Annotated in this window: 21 protein-coding genes; 12 read left to right on the forward strand and 9 right to left on the reverse strand. The window is 72.7% G+C overall.

From position 1 onward, the window contains the following. Positions 1 to 35: 35 nt before the first annotated feature. The 5 genes from ACZ4SV_RS01985 to ACZ4SV_RS02005 all read left to right on the forward strand — a co-directional run bounded on the left by ACZ4SV_RS01985 (position 36) and on the right by ACZ4SV_RS02005 (position 5,681). Positions 36 to 326 carry a hypothetical protein gene (locus ACZ4SV_RS01985; RefSeq protein ID WP_397944444.1) on the forward strand — a complete coding sequence of 97 codons (291 nt, stop codon included), beginning with the start codon at positions 36 to 38 and terminating at the stop codon, positions 324 to 326. Between the two features lie 25 nt (positions 327 to 351). Further along, on the forward strand, positions 352 to 1,173 hold the full coding sequence (locus tag ACZ4SV_RS01990) for a hypothetical protein (RefSeq protein ID WP_468000699.1): 822 nt from the start codon (positions 352 to 354) through the stop codon (positions 1,171 to 1,173). 21 nt (positions 1,174 to 1,194) lie between these two features. Beyond that, positions 1,195 to 3,192, forward strand: coding sequence for a fumarate reductase/succinate dehydrogenase flavoprotein subunit (locus ACZ4SV_RS01995; RefSeq protein ID WP_468000701.1), 1,998 nt, complete (start codon positions 1,195 to 1,197; stop codon positions 3,190 to 3,192). Beyond that, on the forward strand, positions 3,189 to 3,962 hold the full coding sequence (locus ACZ4SV_RS02000; RefSeq protein WP_365875637.1) for a succinate dehydrogenase/fumarate reductase iron-sulfur subunit: 774 nt from the start codon (positions 3,189 to 3,191) through the stop codon (positions 3,960 to 3,962). The genes ACZ4SV_RS01995 and ACZ4SV_RS02000 overlap by 4 nt, the downstream gene beginning before the upstream one ends. Before the next feature lie 126 nt (positions 3,963 to 4,088). Next, positions 4,089 to 5,681, forward strand: a complete 1,593-nt coding sequence (locus ACZ4SV_RS02005; protein WP_468000703.1) for a hypothetical protein — start codon at positions 4,089 to 4,091, stop codon at positions 5,679 to 5,681. Between the two features lie 25 nt (positions 5,682 to 5,706). Here ACZ4SV_RS02005 and ACZ4SV_RS02010 read toward each other — a convergent pair whose 3' ends face one another. From ACZ4SV_RS02010 to ACZ4SV_RS02035, 6 genes are all read right to left on the reverse strand, one after another. Further along, entirely contained in the window at positions 5,707 to 8,295 is a 2,589-nt protein-coding gene (locus ACZ4SV_RS02010; protein WP_365875633.1) for a SpoIIE family protein phosphatase, read from the reverse strand. Positions 8,296 to 8,565: 270 nt separating this feature from the next. Next, on the reverse strand, positions 8,566 to 8,964 hold the full coding sequence (locus tag ACZ4SV_RS02015; RefSeq protein ID WP_365875631.1) for an ATP-binding protein: 399 nt from the start codon (positions 8,962 to 8,964) through the stop codon (positions 8,566 to 8,568). 130 nt (positions 8,965 to 9,094) lie between these two features. Next, positions 9,095 to 9,514: a (deoxy)nucleoside triphosphate pyrophosphohydrolase gene (locus ACZ4SV_RS02020; RefSeq protein ID WP_397944455.1), complete on the reverse strand. Its 420-nt coding sequence runs from the start codon at positions 9,512 to 9,514 to the stop codon at positions 9,095 to 9,097. 122 nt (positions 9,515 to 9,636) lie between these two features. After that, positions 9,637 to 9,828, reverse strand: coding sequence for an SPOR domain-containing protein (locus tag ACZ4SV_RS02025; protein ID WP_365875625.1), 192 nt, complete (start codon positions 9,826 to 9,828; stop codon positions 9,637 to 9,639). Positions 9,829 to 10,277: 449 nt separating this feature from the next. After that, entirely contained in the window at positions 10,278 to 11,030 is a 753-nt protein-coding gene (locus tag ACZ4SV_RS02030) for a GntR family transcriptional regulator (RefSeq protein WP_365875623.1), read from the reverse strand. 195 nt (positions 11,031 to 11,225) lie between these two features. Continuing rightward, entirely contained in the window at positions 11,226 to 12,308 is a 1,083-nt protein-coding gene (locus tag ACZ4SV_RS02035; protein WP_468000707.1) for a DUF4190 domain-containing protein, read from the reverse strand. A 284-nt stretch (positions 12,309 to 12,592) separates the two neighbouring features. Between ACZ4SV_RS02035 and ACZ4SV_RS02040 the strand changes: the two genes are divergently transcribed. Then, on the forward strand, positions 12,593 to 13,777 hold the full coding sequence (locus tag ACZ4SV_RS02040; RefSeq protein WP_468000709.1) for a serpin family protein: 1,185 nt from the start codon (positions 12,593 to 12,595) through the stop codon (positions 13,775 to 13,777). A 37-nt stretch (positions 13,778 to 13,814) separates the two neighbouring features. Here the strand turns inward: ACZ4SV_RS02040 and ACZ4SV_RS02045 are convergent, their stop codons facing one another. After that, the gene (locus ACZ4SV_RS02045; RefSeq protein ID WP_365875617.1) at positions 13,815 to 14,186 is read right to left on the reverse strand and encodes a helix-turn-helix domain-containing protein; all 372 of its coding nucleotides are present in this window, start codon (positions 14,184 to 14,186) and stop codon (positions 13,815 to 13,817) included. An 817-nt stretch (positions 14,187 to 15,003) separates the two neighbouring features. Here ACZ4SV_RS02045 and ACZ4SV_RS02050 point away from each other — a divergent pair. Then, entirely contained in the window at positions 15,004 to 15,249 is a 246-nt protein-coding gene (locus tag ACZ4SV_RS02050) for a DUF397 domain-containing protein (RefSeq protein ID WP_468000711.1), read from the forward strand. Positions 15,250 to 15,713: 464 nt separating this feature from the next. Next, entirely contained in the window at positions 15,714 to 16,511 is a 798-nt protein-coding gene (locus tag ACZ4SV_RS02055) for an SAM-dependent methyltransferase (protein WP_397944466.1), read from the forward strand. A 28-nt stretch (positions 16,512 to 16,539) separates the two neighbouring features. Here ACZ4SV_RS02055 and ACZ4SV_RS02060 read toward each other — a convergent pair whose 3' ends face one another. Then, the gene (locus ACZ4SV_RS02060; RefSeq protein WP_468000714.1) at positions 16,540 to 17,472 is read right to left on the reverse strand and encodes a helix-turn-helix domain-containing protein; all 933 of its coding nucleotides are present in this window, start codon (positions 17,470 to 17,472) and stop codon (positions 16,540 to 16,542) included. Between the two features lie 598 nt (positions 17,473 to 18,070). Between ACZ4SV_RS02060 and ACZ4SV_RS02065 the strand changes: the two genes are divergently transcribed. From ACZ4SV_RS02065 to ACZ4SV_RS02075, 3 genes are all read left to right on the forward strand, one after another. After that, on the forward strand, positions 18,071 to 18,340 hold the full coding sequence (locus ACZ4SV_RS02065) for a type II toxin-antitoxin system Phd/YefM family antitoxin (protein ID WP_468000716.1): 270 nt from the start codon (positions 18,071 to 18,073) through the stop codon (positions 18,338 to 18,340). Beyond that, positions 18,333 to 18,596: a type II toxin-antitoxin system RelE family toxin gene (locus ACZ4SV_RS02070; protein WP_468000718.1), complete on the forward strand. Its 264-nt coding sequence runs from the start codon at positions 18,333 to 18,335 to the stop codon at positions 18,594 to 18,596. The genes ACZ4SV_RS02065 and ACZ4SV_RS02070 overlap by 8 nt, the downstream gene beginning before the upstream one ends. Positions 18,597 to 18,995: 399 nt before the next feature. After that, the gene (locus ACZ4SV_RS02075) at positions 18,996 to 19,784 is read left to right on the forward strand and encodes an urease accessory protein UreD (protein WP_468000720.1); all 789 of its coding nucleotides are present in this window, start codon (positions 18,996 to 18,998) and stop codon (positions 19,782 to 19,784) included. A gap of 274 nt (positions 19,785 to 20,058) precedes the next feature. Here the strand turns inward: ACZ4SV_RS02075 and ychF are convergent, their stop codons facing one another. Continuing rightward, positions 20,059 to 21,147 carry a redox-regulated ATPase YchF gene (ychF, locus tag ACZ4SV_RS02080; RefSeq protein ID WP_365877788.1) on the reverse strand — a complete coding sequence of 363 codons (1,089 nt, stop codon included), beginning with the start codon at positions 21,145 to 21,147 and terminating at the stop codon, positions 20,059 to 20,061. A gap of 509 nt (positions 21,148 to 21,656) precedes the next feature. Here ychF and ACZ4SV_RS02085 point away from each other — a divergent pair. Beyond that, complete coding sequence (locus ACZ4SV_RS02085; protein WP_468000723.1) at positions 21,657 to 22,106, forward strand: DUF6542 domain-containing protein; 450 nt, start codon at positions 21,657 to 21,659, stop codon at positions 22,104 to 22,106. Positions 22,107 to 22,348: the final 242 nt, after the last annotated feature.

A 22,348-nucleotide genomic window follows, 5' to 3' on the forward strand; every position in this document is an offset into this window, starting at 1 on the left:
ATGGCCCGCCGGTCCCGTGGAAGCGAGGGCATGTCATGTCCGTGCACGACGACATCAACGCAGTCCAGCGGTGCCTCGACGACCTGCACCGGTCGCTGGGCCGTCTGGAGGACCACCTCGGCCGCGGCGGTCTGGAGATACGCCGGGTCCGGCTGGACGCCGACCATCTGCGCGAGAGCCTCGCCCTGCTGCGGCAGGCGGCCGCCGCGCCGGCCGCGCCGCACCGGCCCGACCTCGTCACCATCTCCGACGCGCCCTACGACATCAGCCTGTGGACGGACTCGGACGACGAGGGCCTGGGCGCCCGCGACCGCCGCGCCCCCTGAACCCGCTACCGACCGGAGACCCGCCTTGGCCACTGGTACGGAATCCCCCCGGCACCGCGGCGGCGTGCGCACCCCTGCCCGCGCCGCGATCGCCGCCGCGCACCTGCGCACCGACCGCTGGTGGCTGGCGCCCGCCGCCACCGCGGCCGGCCTGCTCGCCTTCGTCGTCTACTCGACCTGGCGGGCCTTCGCCGGCGCCCACTACTACGCGGCGCCGTACGTCTCGCCCTTCTACTCGCCGTGCCTGGCGGAGAACTGCCGGGCCATGCGCGCCGGGCCCAACGCCGCGCTGCTCGGCGGCTGGTGGGGACTCTCGCCCGCACTCGTCATCCTGGTCTTCCCGCTCGGCTTCCGCCTGACCTGCTACTACTACCGCAAGGCGTACTACCGCGCCTTCTGGGCGTCCCCGCCCGCCTGCGCGGTGGCCGAGCCGCACCGGTCGTACACCGGCGAGACCCGGTTCCCGCTGATCCTGCAGAACCTCCACCGGTACTTCTTCTACGCCGCCCTGCTGGTGGCCGGTGTGCTCACCTACGACACCGTGCTGGCCTTCCGGGACACGCACTACCGGTGGGGCCACATGGGCCTCGGCACCCTGGTCTTCCTGGCCAACATCGCGCTGATCTGGGCGTACACCCTCTCCTGCCACTCCTGCCGGCACATCGTCGGCGGCAAGCTCAAGCACTTCTCCCGGCATCCCGTGCGCTACCGGGCCTGGCGGTTCGTCGGCCGGCTCAACGCCCGCCACATGCTGCTGGCCTGGGCGTCGCTGCTGAGCGTGGCGCTCGCCGACTTCTACGTCTATCTCGTCGCGTCGGGCGTCTTCGACGATCCGCGCTTCTTCTAGAGACCAGTGAGGGACCGACTGATGTCCGTGGTGGACCGGCAGGAGTGGGACGTCGTCGTGGTCGGGGCCGGCGGCGCCGGACTGCGGGCCGCGATCGAGGCGCGCGAGCGGGGCGCCCGTACGGCCGTGATCTGCAAGTCGCTGTTCGGCAAGGCGCACACGGTGATGGCCGAGGGCGGCATCGCCGCGGCGATGGCCAACGCCAACGCGCACGACACCTGGCAGGTCCACTTCCGCGACACGCTGCGCGGCGGCAAGTTCCTGAACCAGTGGCGGATGGCCGAGCTGCACGCGCGGGAGGCCCCGGACCGGGTGTGGGAGCTGGAGACCTGGGGCGCGCTGTTCGACCGCACGAAGGACGGCCGGATCTCCCAGCGGAACTTCGGCGGCCACGAGTACCCGCGGCTCGCGCACGTCGGCGACCGCACCGGCCTGGAGCTGATCCGCACCCTCCAGCAGAAGATCGTCGCGCTCCAGCAGGAGGACCACCGGGAGACCGGTGACTACGAATCCGGGCTGAAGGTCTTCCAGGAGTGCACGGTCACCCGCATCCTCAAGGACGGCGAGCGCGTCTCCGGAGTCTTCGGCTACGAGCGCGAGAGCGGCCGTTTCCTGGTCCTCCAAGCCCCCGCCGTAGTCCTGGCGACCGGCGGCATCGGCAAGTCCTTCAAGGTCACGTCCAACTCCTGGGAGTACACCGGCGACGGCCACGCGCTCGCGCTCCTGGCCGGCGCTCCCCTGCTGAACATGGAGTTCGTGCAGTTCCACCCCACCGGCATGGTCTGGCCGCCGTCGGTGAAGGGCATCCTCGTCACCGAGTCGGTGCGCGGGGACGGCGGGGTGCTGCGCGACTCCGGCGGCAGACGGTTCATGTTCGACTACGTCCCGGACGTCTTCAAGGACAAGTACGCCGAGTCGGAGGAAGAGGCCGACGGGTGGTACGACGACCCGGACCACCACCGGCGCCCGCCCGAACTCCTCCCCCGCGACGAGGTGGCCCGCGCCATCAACGCCGAGGTGAAGGCGGGCCGGGGCTCCCCGCACGGCGGGGTCTACCTGGACGTCTCCACCCGGATGCCCGCCGAGGTGATCCGGCGCCGGCTGCCGTCGATGTACCACCAGTTCAAGGAGCTGGCGGACGTCGACATCACCGCGGAGGCGATGGAGGTCGGCCCGACCTGCCACTACGTGATGGGCGGCGTCGCGGTCGACTCCGACACGGCGGCGGCGCGCGGCGTGCCGGGCCTGTACGCGGCCGGCGAGGTCGCGGGCGGCATGCACGGCTCCAACCGGCTCGGCGGCAACTCGCTGTCCGACCTGCTGGTGTTCGGCCGCCGCGCGGGCCTGCACGCGGCCGAGTACGCGCAGGGCCTGGCGTACCGGCGCCCGCCCGTGGACGAGGCCCAGATCGACGTGGCCGCGGCGGAGGCGCTGCGCCCCTTCTCGGCGGGGGCGGGGACGGGACGCGAGGCCGGGGCCGGGGTCGGGGCCGAGGGTGCGCACGGTGCCGGGAGCGGCGGGGCGGGCGCGGCGGAGCCGCCGGAGAACCCGTACACGCTGCACCAGGAGCTCCAGCAGACCATGAACGACCTGGTCGGCATCATCCGCCGGGAACCCGAGATGGAGCAGGCCCTGCACAAGCTGGCCGAGCTGCGGGCGCGGGCCCGGCGGGCCGGTGTGGAGGGCCACCGCCAGTTCAACCCGGGCTGGCACCTGGCCCTGGACCTCAGGAACATGCTGCTGGTCAGCGAGTGCGTGGCCCGGTCCGCGCTGGAGCGCACCGAGTCGCGCGGCGGGCACACCCGCGAGGACTGCCCGGCGATGGACCGCGCGTGGCGGAACGTGAACCTGCTGTGCGCCCTCGCCGACCCCGCCGGCACCCTCGCGGCGGCCGACCCGGCCCGGGGCCAGATCCGGCTCACCCGGGAGACCACCGCGCCCATCCGCCCGGACCTGCTCGCCCTCTTCGAGAAGGAGGAGCTGGTCAAGTACCTCGCCGAAGAGGAGCTGTACGAGTGAGCAGCTACGAGGCCCGCTTCAAGGTGTGGCGGGGCGACGCGCAGGGCGGTGGCCTGGAGGACTTCACGGTCGAGGTGAACGACGGCGAGGTGGTCCTCGACATCGTCCACCGCCTCCAGGCCACCCAGGCACCCGACCTCGCGGTGCGCTGGAACTGCAAGGCCGGCAAGTGCGGTTCGTGCTCGGCGGAGATCAACGGCCGTCCACGGCTGCTGTGCATGACCCGCATGTCGGTGTTCGACCGCGCGGAGACGATCACGGTGACCCCCTTGCGGGCCTTCCCGGTGATCCGCGACCTGGTGACGGACGTCGGCTTCAACTACCGCAAGGCGCGCGAGGTCCCGGCCTTCGTGCCGCCCGCCGGGCTCGGACCCGGCGAGTACCGGATGTTCCAGGAGGACGTGGACCGCCCGCAGGAGTTCCGCAAGTGCATCGAGTGCTTCCTGTGCCAGGACACCTGCCATGTGGTGCGTGACCACGAGGACAACAAAGAGGCGTTCGCCGGGCCGCGCTTCCTGATGCGGATCGCCGAACTCGACATGCACCCGCTGGACGCCGCCGCCGGGACCGGCCTGGACCGGGCCCGCGCCGCGCAGGACGAGCACGGCCTCGGCTACTGCAACATCACCAAGTGCTGTACGGAGGTCTGCCCCGAGAACATCCGGATCACCGACAACGCCCTGATCCCGCTGAAGGAACGGGCGGCCGACCGCAAGTACGACCCGCTGGTGTGGCTGGGCTCGAAGATCAGGAGGCGCTCCGGGGCGTAGCCGTCGTACGGGCCGCGGGGTGCCGCCCCCGACTGGTTCTCGTGCGTCCCGCCCCCTCCGTCGCTGTTCCCCCACCCGTGTCCGTCCCGCTCGCGGAGCCGCCGGGCCGCCCCTACGCTCCGGAACGTGACGTCCTTCCTGATCCGGGGCCGGCCCCGGCACGCCACGGCGCACATACGGGTGCGGGTGGCGCACGCCGTGCTCGGTGCCGTGGCGGGGGTCTGGTGGCTGGTGCTGCCGGTGACGACGGCCGCCGCCCGCGTCCCGGTTCCCCCGGCCACCGCCGCCGGGCGGCAGGACGGGACGTCGGTCGCCGATCTGGTGCTGCCGTTCACGGCGGTGGCCGTGGTGCTGGCCCTGGCCGGCTACGGCCGGCTGCGGCGCACCCGGCGGGCCCGGACCCGGACGACTCCGGGGACCGTCCCCGCTCCCCCGCCCGCGCCCGGCCCGGCCGGCTCCGAACGGCAGGCGCAAGCGGCACTGCGCCTGGCCGACGACTGCGTACGGACCAGCCGGGAGGAGCTGTCCTTCGTGCGGGAGCGGTTCGGCGAGCAGCGGACCGAGCCGTTCACACACGCGCTGCGGGCCGCCGAGACCGAGCTGGCGGCGGCGTTCGCGATCTGGCGGCGGTACGAGCAGGGTGTCCCGGAAGACCCGGGCGCCCGGCAGCAGGCGCTGGCCGGGGTGATCGGCCGGTGCGCGGAGGCGGGACGGCACCTGGACGCGCGGGCGCCGGAACTGGACCGGCTGCGGGGCTTCGGGGCGGCGGCGGAGGGGCTCGGCCCGGCACTGGCGGTGGCCGAGGGGCGGTTCCGGGAGCTGACGGCCCGGACGGTGACCGCGCAGCACACCCTGGCGGACCTCCGGCAGCGGTACGCGCCCTCGGCAACCGCGTCCGTCACCGGGTACGTCGAACAGGCCAAGGACCGGCTGGTGTTCGCCACCGCCCGGCTCAACGAGGCCCGCCAGGCGGCGGACGCGGGCGATCCCGGGCGGGCGGTGGGCCGGTTGCGCGCCGGTGAGGGCGCGGTGGCCCAGGCGGAGCTGCTGGTGGACGGGGTGGAGCGGCTGGCGGCCCGGCTCCGGGAGGCGGCCGCCCTGGCACCGGCCGCACGAACCGAGGCGGACACCCGACCGCCGGCGCCCCACCCCACACCCGCCGGTCCCGAGCCCCACCGACCGGCCGACACGGAGGCGGAGGCGCCGGCCGACCCCGGCGAGGGTGCGCGGGTGCCGGTGGTGGGCGGGGGGCCGGGTGGACGTGACGTGTCCGCGGGCGGTGTCCGGGAGGAGCCGGCCGCCGGGCCGGGCGATCCGCTGGACGTGTTGCGCCGGGCCGCCGGGCGGGCGGCGGGAGCGGGCCCGGGTGTGCTGGAGGACGCGGCGCTGCTCGTAGCGCGGTGCGCGCTGGCGGGTGCGGAGGAGTTCGTCGCGGTGCACCGGGGAGCGGTGGGCGTGGCGGCCCGGGCCCGGCTGGCGGAGGCGGCGCGGGAGCTGGGCGCGGGGCACTCCGGCCGGGCCGACGCCGCGGCCCGTCAGGCACGGGAGCTGGCCGAGCGGGACGTACGGGCGTACGGCACGCCGTACGCCGGTCCGGACGGGGACACGGCTGGTCTCGCCGGGGCCCTGCTCGGCGGCATCCTGCTGCCCGAGTTCCCGGACGCCGGCACGCCCGCCGCGTTCGGCGGTCCGACGACGCGGTCCCGCCACCACGCCTGACCCGGCCGCACCGCCCGCGTCCGCGTCAGAACAGGCTCAGCAGCGCCTCCGCCGGGTCCGTGAGGTTTCCCTCGCCGCCCGGCAGCGGCAGCTCGAACCACACCGTCTTGCCGTGCGGCGTCCGCCGTGATCCCCAGGCCGCGCTGAGCAGCCCGACCAGTTGCAGTCCCCGTCCGCCCTCGTCGGTGTCGCGCGCGCGCCGCCGGCGGGGCTGGACCAGGCCGGAGTCCCAGACCTCGCAGACCAGGGTGCGGTCCAGCAGCAGCCGTAGCCGGATGTCCCCCTCGCCGTACCGCAGAGCGTTCGTCACCAGCTCGCTGACCAGGAGTTCCGTGGTGTCGACCAGGGGCTCCAGGTCCCAGGAGAGCAGCTGGCCGCGGGCGTACTCCCGGGCCCGCCCCACACTGCGCGGCTCGCGCGGCAGCGTCCAGTCGCCGACCGACTCGGCGGGCAGCCCCTGCACCCGCGCCATCAGCAGCGCGATGTCGTCCTCGCCGTGGTGGGTGTCGAGGGTGCTGAGGACGTGGTCGCAGACGTCCTCCAGCGGGCGGCTGGGATCGGTGAGCGCCCCGACGAACGCCTGGAGGCCCTCGTCCAGCGGATGGTCGCGGGACTCGACCAGGCCGTCCGTGTAGAGGGCGAGCAGCGCGCCCTCCGGCAGTTCGACCTCGACCTCCTCGAACGGCTCGCCGCCCACGCCGAGCGGCATGCCCGGCGGCACGTCCAGCATGAGGGCCGGCTCGCCGGGCTCGACCAGCACCGGCGGCAGATGGCCGGCGTTGGCGAACGTACAGCGCCGGGTGACGGAGTCGTAGACGGCGTACACGCAGGTGGCGAGGTACACCTCGGAGAGGTCGGCGTCCCGGGGCTGGCGGGCCGTGCGGGTGGCCTGCTGGATCCCGCCGGGCGTGCCGAGCCCGCGCGCGATCTCGTCCAGCGCGGACAGCACCTCGGCCGGTTCCAGGTCGAGCAGGGCGAGGGTGCGTACGGCGGTGCGCAGTTCGCCCATCGCGACGGCCGCGCGCAGGCCCCGGCCCATCACGTCGCCGACGACCAGCGCCGTTCGGTGGCCGGGCAGTTCGATGACGTCGAACCAGTCGCCGCCGACCTCGGTGGCCGTGTTGCCGGGCAGGTAGCGGCAGGCGATGTCCAGGCCGGACGCCTCGGGGTCGCCGGGCGGCAGCAGGGACCGTTGCAGGATCAGCGCCCGTTCGTGTTCCCGGCGGTACAGGCGCGCGTTGTCGATGCAGACGGCGGCGCGCGCGGCCAGTTCGACGGCGAGGTCGCGGTCCCGGTCGCCGAACGGCTCGCTGCCCTTCGTGCGGGCGAACTGCGCGAGTCCCACGACCGTGTCGTGGGCGACCATCGGCACGGCCAGCGTGGACTGCACCAGGCCGCCCTCCTCGGCGGGCACGCGCTGCGGCCGGGCGGTGCGCAGGGCTTCGGCGCTGGGCGAGCTGAACGGGAAGTGATGGACCGCGCCGACGTCGACGGGCTGCCCGGAGCCGCCGAAGGGCGCGCCGGAGACGGCGCTGGCGAAGGCGACGCGGCGCAGTTCGGCGCTGCCGTCGGCGAGGCCGGGCGGGGCCTCGTCGCCGGCCAGCAGGCCCTGGTAGAGGTCGACGGTGGCGAGGTCGCAGAAGCCGGGGACGACCACGTCGAGGAGTTCGCGGGCGGTGGTCTCCAGGTCCAGGGAGTTGCCTATGCGAGCGCCGGCCTCGTTGAGCAGGGCCAGATTGCGCCGGGCGGCGGCGGCCTCGCGGGCGGCGGCCCGGCGGGCGGTGATGTCCGTGCCGAGCCAGGCGACGCCGATGGGCCGGCCGGTGCCGCTGTGCACGCGGTAGAGGTTGATGGACCAGTGCCGGCGTTCCTCGGAGCCCGGGACGTATCCGGTGACGTGCATGTCGGTGATGGACTCGCCCGTTTCCAGCACCCGGCGCAGCGTGGCCGAGACCCGCTCCGCCTCGGGGCGCGGCAGGTACTCGTGAACTCCCTTGCCCCGGTGGTCGTCCGGGGTGCCGCCGTAGAGGGAGGCGAACCGCGTGTTGGCCCGGCGGACCCGCAGATCGGTGTCTATCAGCAGGAAACCGAAGGGCGATTGGCCGAATATGGCCTGCGAGGCGGCGAGATCGGTCTCGATGCTGCGCAGTGTGCGCACGTCCACGACGATGCAGACGGCCGCCTTCTCGCCCTCGGCGGTGTGCGTCGGCATGACGTACACCTCGGCGAGGCCCTCCTCGCCGCGCGTGCCGTCGGGCAGGTCCGGCATCCGGAACGGCACCACTCCGGTCCACTCGCGCCCGTCGAGTATTTCGGCCATCTTCCGCTGGCCGCGCTCGCGCAGGTCGGGATCGACGAACGCCTCTATCGGGTCCCTGCCCACGGCGTGTGCGGCGGGGATGCCGAAGAGCTGTTCGGCGCGCAGGCTCCACTGGTCGACGAGCCCGCCGGGGCTGATGGAGAAGGACGCCACCCGGATGTAGTCGTAGATCGAACCGGGTGGACTGCTCTGCCACATGGCGTCACCGGGTCCCGCGTCTGCCTCCGCGGCCTGACTCCTCGCGCCGTCCGACGGGTCCTCGGACTCCGTGGCCTTCGCTGGTATCTCGCTCACGCGAACCGTCCCCTCCAGCTCACCGCGTCCGGCACCGGTCACCGGGGGCGGCTGCCCGCAGTATCCAGCACTACGGCGCCGCACGACACGGTGTTCACGATCACAGCTCGGTCGAGGTGCTTTTCGGACCGGCCCGTCACAACACTTCCACTCTTCTAACCAGGGAACACACCCCCGAACCTTCCGCCGACGGACCCCGTGCGCCCCCGGCGCGCACGCTGTACGGCACGTCGGCAGCCGTACACCCCTGTGCCCCGTGGAGCGCCCGTCTCACCCGGGCATCGCCAGTTCGAACCAGACGGTCTTTCCGCCCGTGCCCGGCCGGGTGCCCCAGCGGCGCGAGGAGCCGGCGACGAGCTGGAGGCCGCGTCCGCTCTCGTCCTCGGCGTGCGCGACGCGTTCGCGCGGCAGGTCGGGGAGCGGGTCGGAGACCTCCACCCGCAGGGTGTCGTCGAGCGTGGCGGGCCGGACCAGGCGGACGCCGATGGGGCCGCTGGCATGCCGCAGCGAGTTGGTGACCAGCTCGCTGACCAGCAGCGCGGCGAGGTCGGCGAGGCAGTCCAGGTCCCAGCCGTGCAACTGGCCCCGGACCGCCGCGCGGGCGGTGCGCACGGCACCCGGCTCCGCGGGGAAGGTCCATTCGGCGCAGCCGCCATCGGTGTCGATCACGCCGATCACTTCCCAGGCCAGCGGAGCCCACCCATGTCCGTTTTCATGGGGTTAATGGGCACATACCCGATATCCGGGAGCCAGTACCGTTCAAGAGGGCGCACTGTGGCACGAACGGCGTACGACGGGCTCAGCCCAGCCCGCGTCTCCCGATCTCCCGTACCGCGGCCACGTCCTGGTCCAGCCAGGGCACGTCCCACAGCTCGTCCGGCGTGAGCCAGCGCAGCGCGTCATGGTCCTGGAGGGGGCGGGGCGCGGGCGAGCCGGGGCGCAGCCGGGCGGTCCACACCGCCAGGGCGTAGGGCGGGCGCAGCGGCCAGGTGCCGGGCACGCGCGTCACCGGCTCGGCGTCGACGCCCAGTTCCTCGCGCAGTTCCCGCACCAGGGCGTCCTCGGGCCGTTCGCCCGGCTCGACCTTGCCGCCGGGCAGCTCCCAGCGTCCGGCCAGGTCTTCGGGGGCGCTGCGGCGCGCGGCGAGCAGCCGGCCGCCGTCGAGCAGGGCGGCCGCCACCACCAGGACCGGGTCCGCCCCGGGGGTCGTGCGCGTCATGGAGGGGAGCCTACGGGAGCGCGCGGCCGGTCGGTTCCGCACGCCGTCGCGGGTCGGTTCCGTACGCCGTGGACGGTCAGTTCCTTATGCCGTCGCCGGTCGGTTCCGCACGCCGTCGACGGTCAGTTCCTTATGCCGTCCCCGGTCTGACCGATGCGCTCGACCCAGTAGAGCTGCTTGTGGCCGCGGTCGTCGAAGCTGTCGGCGACCTTCTGCGCCTCCGCGCGGGTCGCGTACCGGCCGACGCGATAGCGATTGCCGTTGTCGTCCTGCCGTATGACGATCCAGGGCAGCGCGACCGTGCCCTCACTCATGGCCCCCACCGCTCGCGTCCCCTCTCGCACCGCCCCACCCGCTTCCCCCGGATAAGGAAACCGCACTCCGCATATGCCCGAGCGTACGCCCTACCTTCACGCTGCGCATACGAATTTTCACGAAGAGGTACGCAACTGAGCCGGAACGCGAGGGGCGCACGGGACCGAACGCGCCGTCGCCCGGCACGTCGGCGGGGGTCGGGGGGCCGCCGGGGCCACCCGTGGCCACCTGGGAGAACGGCCGGATCGCTGCGGCCCGCGAGCCGGCGGCCGTAACCGGCGGCACCACCGGCCGCTCCCGGGGCGCACGCCCGGTGTGCGCTAGCTCACGCGAAGAGGAACGCGGGCCTCCGCGGTGACCTCGCATCGACCGGACCGAACCGGGACGCCCGGACCCGGTCCGGCCAGGCGACGGGCAGGCCGAGGCCATTTGACGGGCAGGCCAAGGCTCATTTGACGGGCAGGTGGTAGGCGACCCGGTAGCGGTCGGCCGGGATGACCACGTCGGCGGTCTCCACCGGGCGGCCGGAGGCGAAGTAGGTGCGCTGGACGACGAGCACCACATGGCCGGGGACCCCGCCGAGCAGGTGCAGTTCCTCGGCGAGACCGGGGCGGGCGCCGACCTCCTCGGTGACGTTGTCCACGATGACGTCGATGGCCCGCATCCGCTCCACCACGCCCATCCCGCCGAGCGGGCCCTCCTCGGGCAGCATCACCGGGGTGCGGCCGGTGACGGCGAGGGGCTCCCAGGAGGTGGAGAGCATCATCGGCTCGCCGGCCTCCCGGAAGACGTACTTGGTGCGCATGACCCGGTCGCCGGCCTGGATCGCGAGCCGCTCGGCGATGGCCGCGCCCGCCACGGCCCGCTCGCTCCGGGACTCCCAGGTGCCGCGCACGGAGGCGTCGGACTGCTCCTGCCGGAACGGCGTGGCACCGCCGGCCGGGCGGTATCCGGAGCGGGCCACCCGCCGGGGCACGGGCCGCTCGCGCACATACGTGCCCGACCCGGAGCGGCCCTCGACCAGCCCCTCGGCCATCAGCACCTTGCGGGCCTCCAGCGCCACCGTGTCCGAGACGCCGTACTCCTCGCGGATGCGGGCCTGCGAGGGCAGCCGGGTATGCGGCGGGAGTGAACCGTCGACGATCTTCTTGCGCAGATCACCCGCGACGCGCAGGTACGCCGGCTGTTCACCGAAAGCCACTGGCCACTCCCCTCGGGTTGTACAGACAGCAACAGCCTGGCAACCCTGGGTTGTGCCGTGCAAGCAAAGGCCAGAGAATCACTCGATGTGATGACATAAGGCCCGGGAGGGCTTTACGCAGGCACTTTCCCTCCCGTATAGGCGGCCATGCGCGGACGGCCGCCCCCGCGTACGGCTGTCCCCGCGGCGCACGGCTCACACCTGCATGCCGGTGCCGCTTCCCTCGTCGTCGTCCGGCCGCGCGGGCGGGGTGGTGGCCAGCCCGAGGGCCCGGCGGACGGTGACCGCGTGGCTCGGGGTGATCAGGCCGAGCCCGGCCTCGCAGTGCTCGGAGAAGGCGTCCGCGTCCGTGGCCCGGGCCGCGCGCGCCCACTCCCCGCGCGCCTTGTCCAGACCGGCGGCCAGCTCGGCGACCGGCCGCCGGGAGCCGGCCGGCCAGTCGTGCGCCCGCAGCGCCCGGGCCTGCCGGTCCAGCGCGCCCGACACCCGGCCGGCCCACGCCTTGTGCCCCGCCAGGTCGTCCTCGGCGTACTCCTCGGCGGGCGCGCTGTCCAGGGCCGCGTTGAGCAGGTGGGCGGCCTTCAGGTACGCGAGCTGGTCGGCGTCGAGGACCGTCTCGTCGTTGCGCAGCGACCCGGTCAGCCCGCCGCCCTCCTCGGTGTTGCCGAACACGCAGGTGATCTCGCGGTCCCCGGCGGCCCAGCTGCGCCCGGTCGGCGTCAGGTAGTACACGTCGACGTTCCGCGGGACGGCCCAGCCGTCCATCGCGTAGCCGTCCTGGAGGCTCCAGCAGCGGCCGTCGGCGCTCTCGGCGACCGCATCGTCCCCCGGGTACGCGCCGGCCGGCAGCCGGAAGGACGCGAACACCTCGGCGTCGTGCACGCCGGCGCACGGCACCTTGTCCACGTCGTAGTACGTCTCGCCACTCAGCGCACCGCCCGGCGCGTCGAAGCACTCGCCCTCCGTCAGCGAGGCGACCGTGCCCTCGCGTGCGCCCTCTTTGATCCCGTGCCACACCTCGGACGCGGCGCCGGTGGCGAACAGCAGCCCCCACAAGGCGAGTCCCACCGCGGACAGCACCGCGCCGCCCACCGCCAGGCCGGTGCCGCGTTCGCCGCGCCGGCGGATCTGCCGGAGCGCGGCCAGCCCGAACGCCAGTCCCACCGCGGGCAGGAAGCACAGCACACCGAGCACCAAGGAGGCGATCGCGAGGCCGTTGACCGGCGCCGGGGCGTTGTAGGGGCGGTAGCCCTGCGTCCACGGCCGGTAGCCGGGCAACCCCGGTCCGCCGCCCTCCGGTTGGCCGTACGGCACCGGTCCGTACGGCCCGGGAGGCGGCGACTGCGGTGGCGGGAACGGCCCTTCTTGCTGGTGGGGGCCGGGAGGCGGAGGTATGGACACCGGTACCGTGCTCCTGGGTCGGGCGGCGGCAGCACAGGACCGGCGGCCGGCCGGCGGCTGGACGGATGGACGACTGGCCGCATGGTAAGCGGGGCACGGACGGGGGCGGAACGCCGGTGGAGACACGGGCGGCCGGCCGGAACGGGGGACGAGTGGGCAACGTGACCGAGGAGACGGTCCGGCGGGTCAACGGGCTGACGGCCCGCTGGGCGCACGCCCTGCCCGAGGGCACGGTGTTCTCGGCGCCGGGCGTCTGGCCGCTGCTGGCCTTCCTGGCCGACGGCGCGGCGGGCCCGGCGCGCGCGGAACTGGCCGGCGCCCTGGGCGTGCCGGCCGAGCAGGCGGCCGGTGCCGCGCGGGAGCTGCTGGCGGGGCTGGCGGCGGTGACCGGCGTGGACGCGGCGCTCGGGCTGTGGACCCACCAGGGGCTGGCGCTGCGCGAGGAGTGGCGGGCCGGGCTGCCCGCCGGGACCCACGGCAGCTTCGGCGACGACCTCGTCACCGCGCAGGAGCGGCTGGACGCGTGGGCGGCCGAGCGGACCGGCGGGCTGGTCGAGCGGATGCCGGTGACGCTGACCCGGGACGCGCGGATGGTGCTGGCCAGTGCCCTGGCGCTGCGCACCCGGTGGCGGCAGCCGTTCACCGAGCTGCCGGTACGGCCCGACGCCGGGCCCTGGCAGGGCCGGATGCTGCGGGGCCTGCACCGGCGCAGCGTGCGGCCGGACCGGGTGGGCGTCACGGGCACCCCGGACGGCTTCGTCACCGCGCTGACGGTGCCCGGGGACAACGGCGTCGACGTCCATCTGGTGCTCGGGGAGGAACGGATGGCGCCGGGCCGGGTGCTGGCGGCCGGCGTCGGGATCGTGGAGCGGGCCCTGCCGCTGACCCCGGGCGGCGCCCTGCCGCACGGGCACGTCGGTCCCGGCCTGCATGTGGAGCAGCAGCCCGCCGGCACACCGGAACCGCGGACGCTGGACGTGCGGACGGTGGCGTACGAGGTGCGGGCCGACCATGATCTGCTGGCCCTGGCCGGCCTGTTCGGGCTCACCTCGGCGGCGGACCTCCAGGCCGGTCACTTCCCCGGGGTGAGCGCCTACCCGCTGGCCGTGGGAGAGGCCCGGCAGTCGGCGGTGGCCCAGTTCGGCGCGCTCGGCTTCCGGGCGGCCGCGGTGACGGCGGTGATGCCGGTGGCGGGGGCCGCACCGCAGTTCCGCTACGAGACCACGGTCGTCCGGGTCGCCTTCGACCGCCCGTTCGGCTTCCTGGCCACCGACCGCGACACGCGTCTGGTGCTGGCGGCGGGCTGGGTCACGGAACCGGCGCCGTACCCGGTCACGAGCCTGTGACCCGAGGCGCGTCGTACGGCGCGCCGGACGCGGACGGTCAGGCCGGCGAGCGGGGCGCGGGTTTTGCCGGGTCACACGGTGACGTCGCGTGTGACGGCTGGTCGGGTGCCGGTGCCCGGGCCGGTGCGTGCCGGGTCCCGGTGGCGGGGCGGTGCCGGCGTTCGCGTTCGTCGTCCCATATCCGGAGCATCACGAGGGGATCCGCGCCGCAGGCCCGGGCGTAGAGGACGGTGAGCCGGCGGCTGGGGAAGTGCTCGCCCGCCAGGACGCGGGTCAGGTGGTCCGGGGTGCTGCCGGTTCTCCGGGCCAGGATGGTCAGCGGGAGGCGGGACTGCTGCCGGATCGATTCCATGACCAGGCCGATGTGGGTGCGGGCCGCCGAAGGGCGGGTGTCTTCTGGCTGGGACACGGGGTGCTCCGTGGTGCTCCGTGGCGGGAAAGTGAGGTGCCGACCGGGTGTGCGGGGGGCTGCCGTGGGCGGCGTCCCTCGGGGTCGGCTACCGGCAGGCTCCGCGTACGGCGAGCGGGTGGCTGCGCGGGTGCGCGGCGGCGGGACCAGGACAGGAGGCCATGACGGTGTCTCCTTCGGACAGTCGTGGGCGCAGAGCCTCGGCGTCCGCTCCGGACGCGACCGCCGGGCTCTGCCGCCGCCCGGCCACCGTGGCCGAACGCGACCGACGGTAAGCAGAAGGTGGCCGTCGCGGTAGCCGGGCCGTTTCCCGGCCGAGCGGCGCCGCGCGGCTCCTCCCACCCGCCGGTCAGGACACCGGAACCGCCGTGTTCGAACCCGGTGTTCGTGGCGTGCGCCCGGCGTACGCCGTCTGCTGGCTGGTGAAATCACCGCCACCGCGGGGACGCCCGCGGACCAGGCGGCGCCTGTTCGACCACGTGCGGGCCGCGTCAGCACCCTGGCGCGACGGTCGAACTGTGCGATGAACGCCTTTCCCTGCCTGACGCATTTGCATTGCCGGGTGGCACGCCAGTGCGGTTTCCTGTCCGTCTGGTCGTCCTCTGGTCGTCCGTCTCGCGGTCCGTCCGGTGGTCCGTCTGGCGGTCCGTCCGGGCTCGCCGCGGCATCGCCACACCCGGCCGGTTCGACAGGAGCCAGATTGCGACAACGTCGCCCCCGCGCGCTTACGGCGCCCCGGGCAGGGCCATCCTTCAGATGGCAGGCCGGATGCAATTGCATTTGGGCGACGGGGAGTTGTTCCAACGGAGGCACACCGGTGACGAAGCAGACGGTGAAAAAGCAGATGGTGAAGAAGGACACGCGAACGGCCGCGGACGAGCCGGTGCTCCGGTGGCGCAAGAGTTCGCACAGCAACCCCCAGGGCGCGTGCGTGGAGGTGGCCGAACCCGACGGCGCCCGGATCCTGTTCCGGGACTCGAAGGTGACGGGCGGCCCCGTCATGGCCGTACACCGGGCCGCCGCGGCGGCGTTCACGGCGGCCGTGGCACGCGGCGGCATCTGACCGACGGGCACGGCGGGCATCCGAGCGACGGGTAGGCGGCCGGCATGCGACCGATGGGCACGCCCAGCGGTGGCTTCGGGCGCGCGGGCATGTGCGGGTCGCGGGTGCGGGCCCGTGTGACGTGGGCGCACGCCCATGCCGAGGCGGGCGCAGGTCCATGCCGAGGCGGGCGCACGCCCATGCCGGCGCGGGCGCACGCCCGCGCGTCGTGGGCGCAGGTCGGCGAGGTGGGGCGGCGACGGCGCGCACGGTTGCCGTCCGCGCGCTCCCCTCCGCCTCCCTCGCCTGCCCCGCCTCTCCCGTCACACCCGTGCCACCAGCGGTCCTACTGGACAGGTGACGGGACCGGCCAGTAGGCATGGGCCGGTGCACATGCATTCGCTCCTCATCCGGGTGCGAACGGACTTCGACGCAAGGGGATATCAGCCGTGGGGGAGCGGAAAGAACCGGCGCAGGAGCCCGGCGTGGAAGAGGTGTTAGGGCAGGACAGACCGCACAGCGCGCGGATGTACGACTACTACCTCGGCGGCAAGACGAACTACTCCGTGGACCGCGAGGCCGCCGAGGCCGTGATCCGGGTCTTCCCCGCCATCGAGGTGGTCGCCCGGGTCAACCGGGCGTACATGCACCGTGCCGTACGCTATCTGGCCCGCCAGGGAGTGCGGCAGTTCATCGACGTCGGCACCGGCATCCCCACCGCTCCCAACCTCCACGAGGTGGTGCAGGGCGTCGCGCCCGACGCGAGGATCGTCTACGTCGACAACGACCCGATCGTCCTGGTGTACGCCGACGAACTCCTCGACGGCACTCCGGAGGGGATCACCCACTACGTCGAGGCGGACGCGACCCGGCCCGAGAAGGTGCTGGAAGCCGTGGAAAGCACCGAGTGCATCGACTTCGGCCAGCCGGTGGCCCTGAGCCTGCACGCGCTGCTGCACTTCGTACCGGACGCCAAAGACGCCTACGGGATCGTCGGCCGGCTGGTGGAGCGCCTGGCACCGGGCTCGTACCTGAGCCTGTCGCACTGCACCGGCGACTTCGAACCGGAAGCCTGGGCGGCCATCGTCGACACCTACGAACGGCGCGGCACCCCGGCCCAGGTGCGCACCCGGGCCGAGGTGGAGCGCTTCTTCGAGAAGCTGGAACTGGTCGACCCCGGACTGGTGGTGGCCCACCGCTGGCGCCCCGAGCCGGCGAGCGGCCCCAGTCTGGTCAGCGACGCGCAGGTCTCCCTCTACGCGGGTGTGGCACGCAAGCCGTGACCCGGCAGGGCCGTGCCCGCCGGCGTGGTCAGCGGCCGGCTCTCTTCAGTATGTCCCGCAGCCGCTGGACCGACCGTGCCGGCGTCAGCGACGCCCCGCGCAGGCGGTCGAAGGCCCGGGCGCGGTCATCGACCTGGGTCTCGTCCTGGAACACCATCCCGCCGTCGAAGACCTCCTGGTAGGCGATGGTGGGCAGGATGCGCGCGGAGAAGTCCCAGATGGCGATCGAGCCGAGGTGAACCGGCACGTTGTACCGGCTCAGCTCGGCTATGCGAATCAGGTAGCGCGGGCTGTCCGTGAGCGCCAGCAGGTGCTCCAGTTGCCGGCGCATGACCTGCGGTGAGCCGTATCCGCGTATCAGCGACCCCTCGTCGACGACGCAGATCAGCTTCTTGTCCGGGTCGGCCTGCTGGAACCGCGCCTGCCGCTCCATGCGGAAGGCGACCAGTGCGTCACGCTGCCGGGTGTCCCCGCCGCCGCTGGCGATGACCGCGCGGGCGTACTCCTCGGTCTGGAGCAGGCCCGACAACTGCTGCGGCTCGTAGGAGCGGATGCGCTGCGCCATGTCCTCGAATCTCACCACCGCCTGGAGGTGCCGCTGGGTCACGCCCGCCCAGGGCTGCCACCACGGCATCTGGTTCGCCTGCTCGGCCAGCTCCCGCAACTGGTCCTGTTCCACCGGATCGGTCACCTGGTAGATGGCGAAGAAGCGGGCCAGGTCGCGCTCCTTGAACTGGTGCTGGCCCGACTCGATCCGGCTGACCTTCGAGTTCGACCCGCCCAGCAGCCGCGCGACTTCCTCCTGCTTCAGACCGAGCTGCTCCCGGCGCACCCTCAGCGCGTTGCCGACCACCATCCGCTGCGCGGACGGCACCGCCTCGTCCTTGAGGTAACGAGCGCGGCGCCCCGACTTCGCGCCTCCACCGCCAGGCGCGTCCGCCCCTGCCAGTTCCTGCCCCACGATCCCTCCTCGTCCTCCGCCGACCGACGGTGAGACTGATGAAGCTCATCGTGCACTACGCCCCGCACGATGAGGCGGAATCGCAAATATCTGCCAAGTATGGCCATTTGCTCGACTGAGCGCGTGCGAGGACCGTTCGAATACGGCACGACCCGGCACGAGCGAGAACACTCCGCCCGGGTCCGTTCACGGCGCCGGCCCGACCACCTCCCCGCCCCGCCCGGCCCACGCCGCTGGACCGGCGGGCACTGCGCCTCCGTCAACGACGGTGCTCCGCCCGTGAGTTTGTCATTCCCGATCGCAATATACCGATCCCGGTTGACCCCGGTCACTCCAAGAACCGGACGGACGACAAGGGAGCCGGACGGACGGCAGTGGAGAACGAAAGAGGCAACGGGCAACACCGCCGAATCCCCCACCGGTCTCAGCCGCTGGCTCGTCGGACACCGGGCGGTCCTCTCGGCGGGGCGCGGTACCGGTAGTGGCCATCCAGCACCTGTCCAGCACGGCGGGAGGTCACCCAATACGTCCAACAGGACACAACCAGCTCCACCCCGAGCGCTTGTGTACACATGGCACACTCAGTACGCTTGAGCGCATGACGCAGCCGCTCCCCATAGAGTCCATCCGCGACGTACGTGCGCACCTTGCCGAGGTCGTGGAGCGCGCCGATCGAGATGACGTGCCCACCGTGATCACCCGACGGGGCAAGCAGGTCGCCGCCGTCGTCTCCATCGAGGTGCTGCGCAAGTACCAAGAGTGGGAAGAGCGCGAGATCAACCGGATCATCGACGAGCGCATGGCCAACCCTGCACCCGGCATCCCGATCGAGCACATCATGGGGGAGACGCTGGCGCGCGGTGAGTGAATATCGAACCGTCTTCCGGCCAGAGGCACAGGCCGAGCTCCGGAAGGTCCCTCGCGACATGGCCCTACGCATCCTGGCCAAATTGACCGAGCTGGAGAGCAACCCCCTCGGCTTCAACACCACCGCACTAGTGTCACAGCCAGAACGCCGTCGACTGCGCGTCGGCGACTACCGGGTCGTCTACACCATCGACAACGGAGAGCTCGTGGTGTGGATCGTCCACATCGGGCATCGCTCCACCGTTTACGACACCTGAGCCCGACTGATCCAGCGTCGGAACAACGAGTACAGGGTCCATCTAGGGCATGCCTCTACATGGAGCCTTCTGCATGCTGCTGGCGACACCGACAGGCTGAGGGTGATGGAACCAACTAGGTCGTCACAGCGGTTCCATTGGCAGGAAAGAGCAAGGGTGACCGAACGTCACGGGATATAGCACCGATCCAGCAAGAGATGGACGAAGAGGCCGACCCACAGAGGAGCCGACCCCATCTGACCTTCAACGGCTGCCTGGCCGCCTGGCGGACCGAGGCCGCCGTATGACAGCCACCGCACCACACCCGAGCCCGCCGCCCACCACAGCGCCCCCGCACCGACCGCCGCAGGAAGCGAGACGGACAGCGGGCAGGCAGACGAGACGGCCGCAGGCGGAAGGGTGTACCCCACAGATCCCGAACTCTCCGGTGTCCAGGCCACCGCCTTCATCAGGGCCGCCCGCCACGGCTCCACCACGACCGTGCCGCTCATGCGCAACAGCGGCCCCTTCCACTTGCACCAGACGCAACCCCACAACGAGTGGGCCCGGGTCAGCGTGATCAGCTCCATGTGCGCACCCCTCGGCGGGGACCGACTCGCCCTCGACATCACCGCCGAGGAACACGCCAGGCTGGAGGTGACCACGCCGACCGCCACCATCGCGCTGCCCGGCGCCACCACCGCCGCCGCCACCTACGACGTCCGCCTCACCGTCGCCGATCACGCCATGCTGTCCTGGCTGCCCAAACCCCTGATCAGTGCCTCGGGCAGCACCCTGCACCAGACCTGCACCGTCGACCTCGCGCCCACCGCCGCCGTCCTGCTACGCGAGGAGCAACTCCTCGGCCGCACGGCCGAACCCCCAGGCCACCTCACGACCCGCCTCACCGTGTACCGCGGCGGCCACCCCGTCCTCGACCAGCACACCGCCTACGGCGGGACGGCACCGGCCTGGGACGGCCCCGCCGTGCTGGGCGGACACCGCGCCGCCGGCCAGCTCCTCGTCGTGGACCCCCACCTCACCACCGGCCGCCCGTCGATCCTCATCGGCGACGACCCCGAGAAGGGCCACGCCGTTCTCACCCCGCTCGCCCAGCACCCCGCCTACCTGGCCACCGCCACCGCCACCACCCTCCACCAGGTGGGCAAGCTCCTCGACACCGCGCTCGAACACATCCGGAACATGTAGCCGGGACCAGCCTGACATCACCAAGGAACCACCATGCACGGCCACGGCGAGCCTGTGACGCCCTACGAGGTCATGCGCTGGTTCAGGGACCCCACCGGCATCCCGGCACGATCCCAGCACGGTAGGGATGAGAAGGGGTGATACCAGGTGACGAATGGTCAGATTTCCCAGCACCATCCCAGCACGGGAAAAAATTAGGGGTCCGACCCGGGAGAGTCGAACCCCTTCTGACCTGCACGTTTGCCAGATCAGCGATGTAGTGGTATATCACCCGCTACACATTGAACCGGAACTCCACCACGTCGCCGTCCTGCATCACGTAGTCCTTGCCTTCCATGCGGGCCTTGCCCTTGGCTCGGGCTTCGGTTACCGAGCCGGTTTCCACCAGGTCGTCGAAGGAGATGACCTCGGCCTTGATGAAGCCCTTCTGGAAGTCGGTGTGGATGACACCGGCCGCCTCGGGGGCCGTGGCGCCCTTCTTGATCGTCCAGGCGCGGGACTCCTTGGGGCCGGCCGTCAGGTACGTCTGCAGGCCGAGGGTGTCGAAGCCGACGCGGGCCAGAGTGGCGAGGCCGGGCTCTTCCTGGCCGACGGACTGGAGCAGCTCCAGGGCCTCCTCCTCGTCCAGCTCGGCGAGGTCCGCCTCCAGCTTGGCGTTGAGGAAGATCGCCTCGGCCGGGGCGACCAGGGCGCGCTGCTCGTTCTTGAAGTCCTCGTCGACCAGCTCGTCCTCGTCCACGTTGAAGACGTAGAGGAACGGCTTGGTGGTGAGCAGGTGCAGGTCGTGCAGCAGCTCGGCACGCTCGCTGCCCTGGACGATGCCGTGCGCGAAGAGCGTGTCGCCCTTCTCCAGGATCTCCTTGGCCTCCTCGACGGCCTTGACCTTCGGCGCGACGTCCTTCTTGATCCGCGACTCCTTCTGGAGGCGGGGCAGGACCTTCTCGATGGTCTGGAGGTCGGCGAGGATCAGCTCGGTGTTGATCGTCTCGATGTCGTCCTTCGGCGAGACCTTGCCGTCGACGTGCACGACGTTCTCGTCCTTGAAGGCACGGATGACCTGGCAGATCGCGTCGGACTCGCGGATGTTCGCGAGGAACTTGTTGCCCAGGCCCTCGCCCTCGGACGCGCCGCGCACGATGCCGGCGATGTCCACGAAGTCGACCGTGGCCGGGAGGATGCGCTCCGACTTGAAGATCGAGGCCAGCTTGGCCAGACGGCCGTCGGGCACGCCGACCACACCGACGTTCGGCTCGATCGTGGCGAACGGGTAGTTGGCCGCCAGCACGTCGTTCTTGGTCAGGGCGTTGAACAGGGTCGACTTGCCGACATTGGGCAGGCCGACGATTCCGATCGTGAGCGACACGTTGCGACTTCCCGTTGTTGAGTGGGCCAGGGGCTGCCAGGGGCCAGAGACCGACACTGGCCGATCCCCCAGTTTACGGCGTCCCGGCCGCCCGTCTCGCGGGCGCGGCGACCGCCCGGCCAAGCTGCCGCCCTCGGCGTGTCTGAGGGCCGATTCAGCACATAAACAGACCTAGGTTGGTCCCTGTGGAGCAATACAGCGAGCGACCTGCGAACGACGGACCGCGACGCGGCATGCCGCCGCAGCGTCCGCCGGCGCGGCAGTCGGGAAAGGCAGGCGGGAAGGAAGGGAAAGCGGGGAGGACGGGGAAGGCGGGGAAGGCGGGGCCGGGGCGTGAGGTGCCCGCGGAGTCGCCGTCTTCGCAGGAGCCGCCGTCTCCGCAGGCCCCGCCGCCCCAGCCGGCCCCGCTGCCGCCGCAAGGACGACGCCGGCCGGGTGGCGGGCGCCAGGCCGGTGGCGGGCGCCCGTTCGGCGCAGCGCGCGGCGCCCCGGGCGGTGCCGGACGGGTCGTGCGGCGGACCGCGAGTGCCGCCCGGCGGGATGGAGAGGGCCCGGAGACGTGGAGCGGAGGGCCGGGCCCGGCCGGTCCTCGGCTGACCGGGCTCGGCAGCGGCCTGTTCTGCGCCCTGGCCATGCTCGTGCTCGGCTTCCTCGACCTGCTCCTGTTCGGCGCGTCCCCGACCGTCTACGGCGTGCTGTTCCTGCCGGTGTGCGTGCTGACCGCGCTGTGGGTGCGCGACGGGGACGTGCTCACCGCGCCCGTGGTCCTGCCGATCGCCTTCGCCGTGGGGCTGCTGCCGGTCGCCGAGGGCGGCGGAGGGCTGCCCGGCCGGCTGGTGGGCCTGGTCACCGGGCTCGCCACCCAGGCCGGGTGGCTGTACTCCGGGACACTCGTCGCCGGAGCGCTGGTACTCGTCCGTCGCGTCCGGTGGATACGGCACCGCCGGGAGCACGGCTGACGGACCCGGGGCGGCGTAGACCGGGGTGGCGTCGACCCGGGGCTGCGTGGACCCGCTTCGGGTCCTGCGCCAGCGGGGGTACGACTGACGGCCCGGGGCGGTGTGGAGCGGTTCGGTGCCCTGCGCCAACGGGGGTACGACTAGACAGGCCCCGGCGGCCTGCACCGGCTCCGGGATGGCCCCGGGGCCGGGTCCGGGACGCCCTCACCACTTGGGCACGCCCGGCAACGTACAGTCCGGAC

It is taken from the genome of Streptomyces sp. NPDC027672 (genome assembly GCF_055566335.1).

Excerpts from the sequence above, each read along its gene's own strand:
- ACZ4SV_RS01985 (WP_397944444.1), top strand. The coding sequence starts at position 36 with ATGTCCGTGCACGACGACATCAACGCAGTCCAGCGGTGCCTCGACGAC.
- ACZ4SV_RS01995 (WP_468000701.1), top strand. The coding sequence starts at position 1,195 with ATGTCCGTGGTGGACCGGCAGGAGTGGGACGTCGTCGTGGTCGGGGCC.
- ACZ4SV_RS02020 (WP_397944455.1), bottom strand. The coding sequence starts at position 9,514 with ATGACGCGCACGACCCCCGGGGCGGACCCGGTCCTGGTGGTGGCGGCC.
- ACZ4SV_RS02025 (WP_365875625.1), bottom strand. The coding sequence starts at position 9,828 with ATGAGTGAGGGCACGGTCGCGCTGCCCTGGATCGTCATACGGCAGGAC.
- ACZ4SV_RS02065 (WP_468000716.1), top strand. The coding sequence starts at position 18,071 with ATGACGCAGCCGCTCCCCATAGAGTCCATCCGCGACGTACGTGCGCAC.